Source organism: Anaeromassilibacillus sp. Marseille-P3371 (assembly GCF_900169665.1).
Taxonomy (GTDB): Bacteria; Bacillota; Clostridia; order Oscillospirales; family Acutalibacteraceae; genus Anaeromassilibacillus.
In genome coordinates this window covers 2,834,871-2,847,200 of sequence record NZ_LT835157.1, presented here as the reverse complement: position 1 = coordinate 2,847,200, position 12,330 = coordinate 2,834,871, and the positions used below count along the sequence as shown (strand labels likewise).

The 12,330-nt window shown below is 52.4% G+C and carries 12 protein-coding genes; all 12 read left to right on the top strand.

What is annotated here, in order from left to right; genetic code table 11:
* Nucleotides 1-1,948: FIVAR domain-containing protein (locus B9Y59_RS15870; RefSeq protein ID WP_198945620.1), on the top strand; the 1,948-nt coding region annotated here is incomplete at its 5' end.
* 608 nt (nucleotides 1,949-2,556) lie between these two features.
* Nucleotides 2,557-3,522 carry a beta-ketoacyl-ACP synthase III gene (locus B9Y59_RS11980; RefSeq protein ID WP_085534629.1) on the top strand — a complete coding sequence of 322 codons (966 nt, stop codon included), beginning with the start codon at nucleotides 2,557-2,559 and terminating at the stop codon, nucleotides 3,520-3,522.
* Between the two features lie 30 nt (nucleotides 3,523-3,552).
* Nucleotides 3,553-4,500: an enoyl-[acyl-carrier-protein] reductase FabK gene (gene fabK, locus B9Y59_RS11975; RefSeq protein WP_085533712.1), complete on the top strand. Its 948-nt coding sequence runs from the start codon at nucleotides 3,553-3,555 to the stop codon at nucleotides 4,498-4,500.
* Nucleotides 4,488-5,408, top strand: a complete 921-nt coding sequence (gene fabD / locus B9Y59_RS11970; protein WP_085533710.1) for an ACP S-malonyltransferase — start codon at nucleotides 4,488-4,490, stop codon at nucleotides 5,406-5,408. The genes fabK and fabD overlap by 13 nt, the downstream gene beginning before the upstream one ends.
* Before the next feature lie 33 nt (nucleotides 5,409-5,441).
* Nucleotides 5,442-6,182, top strand: coding sequence for a 3-oxoacyl-[acyl-carrier-protein] reductase (gene fabG / locus B9Y59_RS11965; protein ID WP_085533708.1), 741 nt, complete (start codon nucleotides 5,442-5,444; stop codon nucleotides 6,180-6,182).
* 20 nt (nucleotides 6,183-6,202) lie between these two features.
* Nucleotides 6,203-7,438 (top strand): beta-ketoacyl-ACP synthase II, encoded by a 1,236-nt coding sequence (gene fabF, locus B9Y59_RS11960; protein ID WP_054323942.1) that lies wholly within the window; start codon nucleotides 6,203-6,205, stop codon nucleotides 7,436-7,438.
* A gap of 12 nt (nucleotides 7,439-7,450) precedes the next feature.
* Nucleotides 7,451-7,906, top strand: coding sequence for an acetyl-CoA carboxylase biotin carboxyl carrier protein (gene accB / locus B9Y59_RS11955; RefSeq protein ID WP_085533706.1), 456 nt, complete (start codon nucleotides 7,451-7,453; stop codon nucleotides 7,904-7,906).
* Nucleotides 7,907-7,926: 20 nt separating this feature from the next.
* Nucleotides 7,927-8,337: a 3-hydroxyacyl-ACP dehydratase FabZ gene (gene fabZ, locus B9Y59_RS11950; protein WP_054323944.1), complete on the top strand. Its 411-nt coding sequence runs from the start codon at nucleotides 7,927-7,929 to the stop codon at nucleotides 8,335-8,337.
* A gap of 33 nt (nucleotides 8,338-8,370) precedes the next feature.
* Nucleotides 8,371-9,714 (top strand): acetyl-CoA carboxylase biotin carboxylase subunit, encoded by a 1,344-nt coding sequence (gene accC, locus B9Y59_RS11945; RefSeq protein WP_054323945.1) that lies wholly within the window; start codon nucleotides 8,371-8,373, stop codon nucleotides 9,712-9,714.
* Between the two features lie 3 nt (nucleotides 9,715-9,717).
* Nucleotides 9,718-10,608, top strand: coding sequence for an acetyl-CoA carboxylase, carboxyltransferase subunit beta (accD, locus tag B9Y59_RS11940; protein WP_054323946.1), 891 nt, complete (start codon nucleotides 9,718-9,720; stop codon nucleotides 10,606-10,608).
* Nucleotides 10,595-11,377, top strand: a complete 783-nt coding sequence (locus B9Y59_RS11935) for an acetyl-CoA carboxylase carboxyltransferase subunit alpha (protein WP_054323947.1) — start codon at nucleotides 10,595-10,597, stop codon at nucleotides 11,375-11,377. Before accD ends, B9Y59_RS11935 begins: the two co-directional genes overlap by 14 nt.
* Entirely contained in the window at nucleotides 11,374-12,204 is an 831-nt protein-coding gene (locus B9Y59_RS11930) for a DegV family protein (protein ID WP_085533704.1), read from the top strand. Before B9Y59_RS11935 ends, B9Y59_RS11930 begins: the two co-directional genes overlap by 4 nt.
* Nucleotides 12,205-12,330 lie beyond the last annotated feature (126 nt).

The following is a 12,330-nucleotide window of genomic DNA, read 5'->3' as shown; positions in this document are numbered from 1 at the left end:
TGTATTCGGCAAGCCGGTAAATGGTGTCACCATTACCCCGAACCAAGAGAACCCGGGTAAAGCAACAGTCCATGTTGAAAAAGATGTCGCAGAGGGAACTCAGTTGCGCGTGATGGCGACGAACATCAATGGCAATGAGAATCTCACAGCAAAGACCTATGCAACCGTCGTTCCAGAGCCGGAAAAGACCCCGCGCGAAAAGCTGGAAGAACTGTATCTGGAAGCGACCAAAATTCACGACGCAGGCCAGGGCGAGTATCTGGAAGAGGCTTGGAATGCGTTCGAGTCCGCTTATGAGGCGGCAGGAGCAACGCTTGACAACGAGGCGGCGACGGACGACGAGCTGAGAAATGCAGCAGAGACTCTGCAAAATGCCATTGACGGCTTGACCGCAGAAGAGCCATCTGAGCATAAGCTGCTGGTTGAGTTCGACGACAATGTGACTTTGTGGGTCGACGGAGAGAAACCGCCCTATGCGGATAAGTTGGGCAGCTATACGGCAAATGTTATGGCAGGCGATGAAGTACAACTGACCTTTGCTCCGAGAGTGGACGGCAGAGAATTTGCAGCAGCCTCTGTGATTGTGAACGGTGAAGAGACAGCAATCGATATTGAGGCGCTGGAATCCACAAGAGCGATTGACTATGTGCTAAATATGCCGAATACGGAGACTACGGTGCAGTTCAAGAGCACGATCGTCAACAAGCTTTTGTTGCGAGACGCGATCCAGAGTGCAGAAAAGGCTATGAAAGGCGACGAGTACGCGACGATGGTGCCAAGCGCGAAGAAGCTCTTTGACGAGGCCTATGAGGCGGCAATCAAGGTAGAGGCGGACAGAACCGCATTGCAGGACGAGATCAATGAAGCATGGCTGAACATGACGGATGCCATGTTCTACCTGTCCTTTACCGCAGGAGACCGAGAGGGCCTGAAGGCGTTGTTGGATAGCCTGCCGGAACTGAATGAGGAAGACTTCACGCCGAACAGCTGGAGCGTCTATGAAAAGGCAAAAGCGGACGCAGAAGAGTTGGTAAACGACGAAGATGCTCTCGAGGTGGAGGTAGAGCCGGCGAAGCAGGCTTTGCGTGATGCAATCCAGGGCTTGACGATGCGGGCGGACACCAGCACACTGAAAACGCTGATCGCAAAGGGCAATGAGATTCTTACAGACCTGGACAGCTATGAGAGCAGCGAAGAAGTCAAAAAGGCCTTTACTGACGCGCTGAATGCGGCCGAGGGGATTCTGAACGATCCGAACGCGACGCAGGAAGAAGTGAACAGCATTGCGACCGAATTGACCATAGCGATGGCAAATCTGCGCAAGACGCCGGATAAGGAAGCGTTGGAAGCTCTGATCGCAAAGGGCGAACAGGTAAATGCGAACGACTATACAGCGGCAGATTATGCAGCGTTGCAGGCAGCGCTTCAGACAGCAAAGGTAGTTCTGGAAAAAGAAGATGCGACTTCCGAAGAGATTGAAAGCGCATACAATGCGTTGGAAGCGCGTATCCAGGCGACAAAGGGAGAAGAACCCACAAAGCCGGATAACGACCAGAATAGCGGAAACAAGAAACATACCAGCTCTTCCGGTTCGAAGAGTAGCGGGAACATCTATGGTTCCGCGGGCAGAGCAGTGGTGAATCCGACCGTCGCAGCGGCGCAGGGAGTTGTAGCCCAGGCGAGCGTATACAGCGATACGACGGTAAACTTCACATTGAAGAGGGGCGCAGCATACTGCTTCAAGATGACCGTGGTGAATGGAAACGGGCTGGTACCGAGCTTCACAGTGGGCAACGGAAGCGTTCTGAAGACACAGTTTGTGACGCAGATCGGCAATGACTACTACTATAGAGTTTATGCAGTTGGCACACCGGGCCAGAGTACGGGCGTCTATACGACCTTGCCGGTACAGAATGCGCAGATGCATTGTACGGTGACGGTTGGCTAAGTGGAGAAAGAAAACTCTATAAAAGTGTCGCGGACAGATTCCAATGCTTGGAAATTGGGATTTGTGACCGATACATAGGCATATTCTCATCCCTAATTCGATAATGCAGGACACCCTGCCGCATTCCTAAATGTGTTTGCGGCAGGGTGTTTCTATGATCAAACTGTTTTTTGCTCTTATTGGACGGAGTGTATACAGCACTCGCCGTGTTATGGAAGCCTCCTTTCATCCTTTAATATGTCGATTGAATATGTTAGCTTATCATTTCAACGCCAATTGGGAAGGGAATAGTCCAGCTTTCTGGCAAACCTGTTGGAAAATCTCAAGTGTTTTTTGCAATTTTTCATTCCATATAGAGGAAAACATTGTGGTATAATAAGGATGAAAACTGTTCATGGAGATTTGGAAAAATATTTTTCGCTTGACAAAAAATGGATTTGCAATATAATTAAAAAAATTGAAGTATTTTAAAATGAGCTGTTTTGCACCTGCCGGACGTTTGAAAACGGCTGCGTGGAGTGTGCCCGATTTGGGGAGTTCTCCTGAGGGACCTTGTGGTTCTTCGCACCGCGGACGGCAATCTAAAAGAGAGAAAGAATGGTGTGCATATGAGTTTTCAGATCCTAGGAACGGGAAGTGCCCATCCGGTCTGTTCACAGACAAATGATGACCTCTCTGTGTTCCTGGATACCTCTGATGAATGGATTTCCACGCGAACCGGGATTAAGAGTCGGTATGTCTGTACCACGGAAACCATTTCCGATCTGGCTGTACAGGCGGGGCGTGCTGCGCTGCAAAATGCAGGAATTACACCAGAAGAACTGGACTTGATCCTCTGTTCTACCATACGCGGCGATTACATAACCCCTGCCTTGGCTTGCATCGTGCAAAAAAGTTTAGGGGCGACATGTCCGGCTTTCGATATTAATGCGGCATGTTCGGGTTTTGTCTATGCGTTAGATGTTGCGGATGGATATTTCGTCCGTAAGCGTGTAAAAAAGGTTTTGGTTGTCGCTGCTGAAGAGATGTCCAAGTTATTGGATTGGAAGGACCGCAGAACTTGCGTGTTGTTTGGCGATGCTGCGGGCGCGGCGGTGCTAGGAGAAGGCGAAGGACTGCGCTCCATTCGAATTACGACGACAGGAAATTCGGATGCCTTGCGCATCCCGCATGTGCGGGGAAGTTCTCCATTTGATAAGACCCAGGCTGAATCCGCAGAGTCCTTCCTATATATGGATGGACAGGAAGTCTACAAATTCGCGGTGGCCGCTATGTGCAACGATGTGCGCATCGTATTGGAAGAAGCGGGGTTCACGGAGGAGGATGTGGATTACGTGTTGCCACATCAGGCCAATTTGCGCATCATTGAGACAGCGAAAAAGAAGTTGAACATTCCTGCGGAGAAGTTCCATGTCAATATCAGCCGGTATGGCAATACCTCGTCCGCTGGAGTGGCAATCTTAATGGATGAGATGCATCGTGCAGGGAAGTTTCATCCAGGCGACGTACTGGTGCTTTCGACCTTTGGCGGAGGTTTGACAACAGGCGCCTGTACATTGGTATGGACGGTATAAGTAAGGATATTTGGAAAGGAGTCGTTTTTTATGATAAAGACACCGATTTGTGATTTGTTGGGCATTGAATACCCGATCTTGCAAGGGGGGATGGCCTGGGTGGCTGATGCATCCTTGGCTTCCGCGGTATCCAATGCGGGTGGCTTAGGCATCATCGCTGGCATGAATTCCAATGGTGAGCAGCTCCGTACCGAGATCCGCAAATGCCGCGAATTGACGGACAAACCTTTCGGCGTGAACGTGATGCTGATGAGCCCCTTTGTAGAAGAGGTCGCACGTGTGGTCGTGGAGGAGAAGGTTCCGGTGCTCACCACGGGAGCAGGGAATCCCGGTAAATATATGCCCGCATGGTTGGAAGCGGGTATCAAGGTGGTACCGGTGGTAGCTTCTGTGGGCGTGGCCAAACTGGTGGAAAAGCGTGGAGCGGCCGCAGTGATTGCAGAGGGTGGCGAAAGTGGCGGCCATATCGGAGAATTGACTACGATGGCGCTTGTCCCTCAGGTATGCGATGCGGTAAAGATCCCTGTGATTGCGGCGGGCGGTATTGCAGATGGCCGTCAACTGGCAGCAGCTTTCATGTTGGGCGCTGTAGGGGTGCAGGTAGGTACCCGTTTCTTGGTGGCGAAGGAATGCACGATTAGTCCTGTTTATAAGGAGAAGATTCTCAAAGCAAAGGATATTGATACGATCAGTACCGGCCGCCGTTTGGGGCACCCGGTGCGCGCTTTAAAGACGCCGTTTACCCGGGAGTTGGCCCACATGGAATATGATTCCAATATTTCAGACGAGGAGCTTGAGCAGTTTGGCGTAGGCGCTCTGCGTAAGGCGGCACGTGAGGGGGATGCGCAACACGGTTCGTTCTTGGCAGGTCAAGTTGCGGCGATGGTCCACAAGGAGCAGACCGCCAAGGAGATCATCACGGAACTCTTTGAACAGGGAGAACAGGTACTTGGAGGTGCGATGAAATGGGTAAAATAGCCTTTTTATTCAGTGGCCAAGGCGCCCAATATCCTGGAATGGGAAAATCGCTTTATGAAGCCAGCAGTGCTGCGAAAGCGGTATTTGACCTGGCAGATTCTGTGCGTCCTCATACATCTGTACAGTGCTTTTCTGGCACCAAAGAAGAACTGAGCCAGACAGAGAACACACAGCCCTGTGTTTACTGTGTCGATTTGGCAGCAGCGGAAGCACTGAAAGCGTGTGGCATTGTGCCGGATGTGGCAGCTGGTTTTTCGCTCGGAGAAGTGGCGGCGCTAACCTTCTGTGGAGTACTGACTCCGGAAGAGGGGTTTCAGCTGGTTTGTAAGCGTGCTTCTTTTATGGATGAAGCAGCCCAACGTACCAACGGCGGCATGGCCGCGATTCTTAAGTTGCCGGATGAGCGTGTAGAGGCGCTTTGTGCAGAACAGAAAGGGACGTATCCGGTCAATTACAACTGCCCTGGGCAGGTGTCGGTGGCGGGGGAAAAGGCAGCACTGGAACGGCTTTGCAAAGCGGTTCAGGAAGCCGGCGGCCGCGCCGTACCGCTTGCTGTCAGCGGCGGATTTCACTCCCCAATGATGGATTCGGCGGCGGAAAAGATGCAGCTGGAGCTTCAGAATGTGGCGGTGTCCGCTCCAACAGTTCCGCTCTATGCCAACTACACCGCAGAGCACTATGCGGCGGATGCGGCAGCAATCAAAGAGAATATCGCCATGCAAGTGAACCATCCGGTGCCATGGCAGGCAATTTTGAAAAAGATGGCGGAGGAAGGTGTCACCGACTTCGTAGAGGTCGGCCCTGGGAAGACGCTTGCCGGCTTGGTAAAAAAGACCCTTCCGGGGGTTTCCATCCATCGCGTAGAGGATGCAGAAACCTTACAAGCTACCGTGGAAGCACTAAAATAACACTGAAATCACGAGACTAAAGGAGGAATTCTTTTGCTGACCAACCAGACAGCCGTGATCACGGGAGGTTCCCGTGGAATCGGCCGCGCGATTGCCCTGAAGATGGCGGAAAACGGCGCAAATGTAGCGATCGTTTATGCGGGCAATGAGGAAGCCGCCCAGGAAACGTGCGCACTCGCTGCGGAGCACGGCGTAACGGCCAAGGCATATCGCTGTGATGTGGCGGACTTTGATGCAACAAAGGAGACTGTGGCACAGATTCTGGCGGACTTCGGACAAATCCATATTTTGGTGAACAATGCCGGTATTACGCGCGATGGTCTGTTGCTTTCTATGAAGGAAGCAGACTTTGATGCGGTGATCGGCACCAATCTGAAGGGCGCATTCCATATGATTAAACACTGCTATTCCCATTTTATGAAGCGCCGCAGCGGAAGAATCATCAATATTTCCTCCGTTTCCGGTCTCATGGGGAATGCGGGACAGGCAAACTATGCGTCCGCAAAAGCCGGTTTGGTCGGATTGACTAAGACGGTTGCAAAAGAACTCGCATCCCGCAATGTGACTTGTAATGCCATAGCGCCGGGATTTATTGAAACCGACATGACAGCGCAGCTCAGCGATAAGGTCAAAGAGGGGGCAAATGCAGTCATCCCGCTCAAGCATATGGGAAAACCGGAAGATATTGCAAATTTGGCGGTTTTCCTGGCAGGGGATGGCGCTTCCTATATCACTGGTGAGGTCATCCGCGTCGACGGCGGCCTCGGTATGTAAACGTTTGGGGGATTGTAACGATGGAAAAAAGAGTTGTGATTACCGGAATTGGCGCGCTTACACCGCTTGGCAATGACATTCCGACCTCTTGGGAAAACCTGATTGCAGGCAAAAACGGCATTGCGAAGATTACAAAATTTGATACCTCCAACAGCAAAGTGAATATTGCAGCAGAGGTCAAGGGGTTTGATCCGCTTCAATATATTGAAAAGGCACAGGTGCGCAAATTGGATCGATTCACCCAGTATGCCATTGCCGCTTCTGCACAAGCAATGCAGGACAGTGGCATCGAGGGGAAGGTGAAACCGGAGCGCCTGGGGGTTTATATCGGGACCGGTGTGGGCGGTATGGACACCTTTGTAGAAGAGGTCACTAAGTTGCTCAACAAGGGCCCGAAAGGGATTTCGCCGTTTTTCATCACAAAGATGATTACCAATATCGCCTCCGGCAATGTCGCAATCCGGTACAATGCGAAGGGTCCGTCCATGTGCGTTGTAACGGCATGCGCGACTTCGGCACATGCGGTTGGCGAAGCATTCCGCGCGATCAAGCACGGTTACGCGGATGCAATCCTTGCAGGTGGTACGGAAGCGACCATCAATGAAATGGCAACCGCCGGCTTTGCAAATTGCATGGCGTTGTGTACAAGCAACGATCCGGAGACTGCATGCACCCCGTTTGATAAGCGCCGCAGCGGCTTTGTCATGGGCGAGGGCAGCGCGGTCATGGTTTTGGAAGAATATGAGCATGCAATTGCACGCGGTGCGAAGATTTACGCCGAATTGGTCGGTTATGGAAACACAAATGACGCGCACCATGTGACAGCTCCAGACCCCGAGGCGGATGGTCCGGCCAATGCAATCCGGTTGGCGATTGCAGAGGCACAGATGCCAGAGGATGCCTCCCTGTATATCAACGCGCATGGAACCAGCACGCCGCTGAACGATAAGACGGAGACGCTGGCCTTTAAAAAGGCTTTGGGACAAAAAGCGTATGAGGCGGTCATCAGCTCTACAAAGTCGATGACCGGTCACATGTTGGGGGCAACGGGCGCATTTGAGGCGATTGTGTGTGCTTTGGCGTTACAGAATAGCATTGTTCCGCCGACCATCCATTATCAAGAGCCGGACCCGGACTGCGACCTCGACTATACGCCCAATACAGCGCGCAAGGTGGATCTGGATTATGCACTGTCCACCAACCTTGGCTTCGGCGGACACAACGCATGTTTGGTCCTCAAGAAGTACAAAGGTTAAGGAGGTAGTGTCATGAAGATCGAAGAAATTCGGGAGCTGGCACAGATTATGAAGGAAAATGGACTGGGTGTCCTGGAACTACAAGAGGACGGAACCAGCCTTCGTTTGGAAACTGCTTGCGCGACGGCTCCCGTGGTTCAGGCAGTGGTGCCTGCCGCCGCCCCTGCGGCGCCCGCCCCGGCTCCAACAGCTCCGGCAACCGCGCAGGATGGGACGCCGGTGGACTTCAACAATCTCAAAGAGGTCAAGTCGCCGATGGTCGGCATGTTTTATCAGGCTCCTTCCCCGGAGGCGGACCCCTACGTCCGTGTCGGCAGCAAGGTGAAAAAGGGCGATGTGCTCTGTGTTATTGAGGCAATGAAGCTTCTCAATGAGATCACTGCGGATACGGATGGCGAAATTGTAGATGTTTGTGTTGAGAATGGGCAGTTGGTAGAGTATGGCCAGGTGCTCTTTAAGATTTTTTAAATGCTGGGGGAGAGGAACCGATGACAAAAGAAGAGTTGAAAGAGGTTCTGCCGCATCGCGAGCCGATGCTCTTGCTGGATGAGGCAACCAAAATCGAGGACAACCTAGCAGAGGGTAAGTATACGGTGCGCGGCGATGAATGGTTTTTGCAAGGGCACTTTCCAGGAAACCCAGTGGTTCCAGGGGTCATTCAATGCGAGATGATGGCGCAGACCTGCTGTGTTTTGTTGGTAGAGGATGTCAAGGGGCATACCCCGCTCTACGGCGGCCTGGATAAGGTGCGCTTTAAGGGGCAAGTAAAACCCGGCGATACCATAGTGTTCCACTGCAGTGCGACCGGGCGGCGTGGACCGTTCTGCTTTGCAAAGGGCGAAGGGCGTGTCAACGGCAAGGTAGTGGTCAAAGGAGAGCTCTCCTTTGCCATTGTTTGAGCTTGTGAATCTGAGGATAAAGAGGTGTAGGCCTTGTTTTCGAAAATATTGATCGCCAACCGCGGGGAAATCGCGGTGCGTATCATCCGTGCCTGCAAAGAGATGGGGATTTCCACCGTAGCTGTCTTTTCGGAGGCGGATCGCGACGCACTGCATGTGAGTTTGGCGGATGAGAGTATCTGCATTGGCCCCGCGCCGGTGCAGGACAGCTACCTGAACATGACGGCGATTCTCTCCGCTGCGGAGGCGACGGGCGCTGGCGCCATCCATCCGGGATATGGCCTGCTCTCTGAAAATGCGAAGTTTGCCGCTTTGTGCGAGGAATGCCATATTGTCTTTATCGGACCGACCTCAAAAGTTATTTCTGAGATGGGCGACAAGGATGCCGCGCGTAAGACCATGATTGCAGCGGGGGTGCCGGTGGTACCGGGCTGTGAGATGGTAGAGGATCTGGAACAGGCGCACAAGGAAGCGGACCGGATTGGGTATCCGCTTTTGGTCAAAGCGCGCGCAGGCGGTGGCGGACGGGGGATTCGCCGCGTAGATCGTTCGGAGGATTTTGAAACGGCGTTTCGTTCTGCATCGCAGGAAGCACAGTTGGCCTTTGGAGACGGCGGGGTCTACCTGGAAAAATTTGTTGCTCCGGCCAAACATATCGAAATGCAGCTGCTCTGTGACCGCCAAGGAAACGTGGTCACATTGGGCGAGCGAGAGTGTTCCATCCAGCGCAAAAATCAGAAGTTGATCGAGGAAAGCCCCTCTCCGGCGGTTACCCCGGAACTTCGCCAGAGAATGGCGGATGCGGCAACCAAGGCTGCAAAGGCGGTTGGGTATACAGGTGTGGGAACGGTGGAATTCCTACTGGACCCTGAGAAAAATTTCTATTTCATGGAGATGAACACGCGCCTTCAGGTGGAGCATCCGGTCACAGAGATGGTCACCGGTATCGATTTGGTGAAGTGGCAGATTCGTGTCGCCGCAGGAATGTCTTTGGGCTTTACCCAGGAAGATATCCAGATTTCCGGCCATGCGATTGAGTGCCGCATCAATGCGGAAAATCCAGAACTGAATTTCCGGCCAAGTTGCGGAAAAATCTCTTTGTTGCATATTCCGGGTGGTCCTTGGGTTCGGTTTGATACGGCATTGTACCAGGATTATCTGGTGCCGCCGTTCTATGATTCGCTGATCGGCAAGCTGATTGTCCATGCGCCAACGCGTGAAGAGGCTATCCGCAAAATGCAGGCGGCCCTGTGCGAATTGGTGGTCGAAGGCGTGGATCACAACGCAGAGCTTCACATGGATATTTTGAGTTCTCCGTCGTTCAAGTCCGGAGATTACTATACAAACTTCATGGAATTGCGGGAAAAGAGGGGATAATGGATGCTTTCGAAAAATCTGTTTAAGAAACCAAAGAACGACCTGGAATCGTACGACAAATACACCAAGTCCCCCGCTCCGGATATTCCCAGCGAATTATGCATCTCCTGTCCGGAGTGTAAGGCGATGCTCTTTACCAGCGAATTAAACGATCATCTGCATGTTTGCCCCAAGTGTGGCCATCATTTTCGCGTAAATGCGCGGCAGCGAATCAGCCTGATTGCCGATGAGGATTCATTTGAAGAGCACGATGCAGGAATGCGTTCCCGCAATCTGATTGGCTTTCCAAATTATGATCGTAAGCTGAAACATGCGTATCTGGACAGTGCAGAAAAGGAAGGCGTTGTTTGCGGTACGGCGCGCATCGGTGGGATGAAGTGTTGCCTCTTTGTGATGGAGCCGTATTTTATGATGGGAAGTATGGGGACTGTTGTGGGTGAGAAAATTACCCGCCTGTTTGAATATGCCACAGCACATTCTCTCCCGGTAATCGGTTTTACGGTTTCTGGCGGTGCACGCATGCAGGAGGGAACCCTTTCCCTCATGCAGATGGCAAAGACCAGCGGTGCGGTAAAACGCCACAGCGATGCTGGTAACCTTTATGTGGTTGTGTTGACCGATCCGACGACCGGTGGGGTGACGGCAAGCTTTGCAATGGAAGCCGATATCACATTGGCAGAGCCAAATGCATTGATCGGCTTTGCGGGGCCGCGTGTCATCAAGCAGACGATGCGGCAAAAGTTGCCCGCAGGATTCCAGCGTGCGGAGTTTCTGTTTGAGAAGGGGTTCGTAGACCAAGTGGTCCAGCGAAGCGCGCAGAAAGAAGTGTTGACAAAGTTGTTGGCATTGCACGGCGTAACCCCGGAAGGAGGAGCGTCCAATGGAAGCATTTGAGCGTGTACAGGCGGCCCGTGCCAAAGGGCGGCCGACTGGAACGGATTTCATCAATCATATTTTTGAGGATTTTATCGAGATGCATGGCGATCGCCGCTTTGGAGACGACAAGGCGATTGTGGCGGGAATTGCCCGCCTGAACGGCTTGCCCGTTACGGTCATTGCGCTGGAGCGCGGCCATGATACAAAGGAAAAATTGTTCCGAAATTTTGGTTCCGCTCACCCGGAGGGGTATCGGAAAGCACTTCGCCAGATGAAGCTGGCAGAGAAGTTTCATCGTCCTGTGGTCTGTTTTGTCGATACAGCCGGAGCTTTCTGCGGCATTGCAGCGGAGGAACGTGGACAGGCGCAGGCCATAGCGGAAAATCTCTACGAGATGATGACTCTTAAGACGCCGATACTTTCCATATTCATTGGCGAAGGCGGCAGTGGCGGAGCGTTGGGCCTTGCGGTGGCCGATGAGGTGTGGATGCTGGAAAATGCCGTCTATTCGGTGATTTCGCCTGAAGGCTGTGCGAGTATCCTTTGGAAGGACAGTTCTAAGGTGCGGGAGGCGGCTGCATGCCTGCGCATGACGGCGCAAGACCTGCTGGAATTTGGCATTATTGAAAAAGTCATTCCGGAGGAGCAGAACCAATTTGAAGAAGTATATCAGAGCTTAAAGGCCGAGCTGTATGAGAAGCTTTCTCATAATGCAACGCTTCCCATTCAACAATTGCTCGACAACCGTTATAACCGCTTCCGCAGACTGGGGGCGGGAAACGGATGATTACACTGGTGACGGACAGCACGGCTTATTTGACAAAGGCGGAGGCGGAAAAGCTGAAAATTCGCTTAGTGCCGATGCATTATATTCTTGCTGGGAAGTCCTATGCAGAGAGTTATGCGGATGAAAATGGCGATTTTGTTCCCCAAATTGCTGCGCATCAGGAGATCTGTGCAACAGCACAGGCTTCTGTAGCGGATTTTGTCGGAATCTTTCAGGCCATTGTTCATCAGGGGGGCGAGGTGCTCTGCCTGGTGATTTCCTCACGACTGAGTGGCGCTTACAGCAGTGCCTGTATTGCTGCAAAGGCGGTAGACGCTGAAAAAGTGCGTGTGGTGGATTCCCGGACAACGGCGGGGGGCTTGGCGCTGCTGCTCAAGCGCGCGGCTGCTTTGATTCGTCAAGGATATCCTTTGGAGGATATTGTGGCGCAGATCAAAGAGCAACGTGGAAAGACCGGCATAGCCTTTTCTGTAGAGGACATGGATGCTTTGCGCAAAAGTGGGAGGCTGAGTATTGTACGCCAGTCTGTAGGCTCTATTCTCAATATCCGACCGATTCTGTGCTTGGAAAAGGACGGAGGCGCCCTGATTTCGGGAGGAACAGCGCGTGGCCGTAATGCACAGATGCAGGCGTTGGCCGATCGTGTACCGGAGAAAGCCAAAGAGGTCATCATCGAGTCCTTGGGTAGCGCTTACATGGCACCCGCGCTGAGAGAACGTATCCGCGCGCGGTTTCCACAGGTGACCATCTCACATGCCACCATAGGCCCGGTGTTGGCGATTCATATAGGCCTGGATGTGATTGGTGTGGCGTGGTCGGAAGAATAGATATAACAGAGAAGTCGATTTTAAAAAGTATAGAGGTAACTCGCTTTCGATAAGAGGGTGTCCCCAAACTACGAATCTTTGGATTCATAGGAAAGGGGCATCCTCTTTCTGTTTGCAAAAATATCT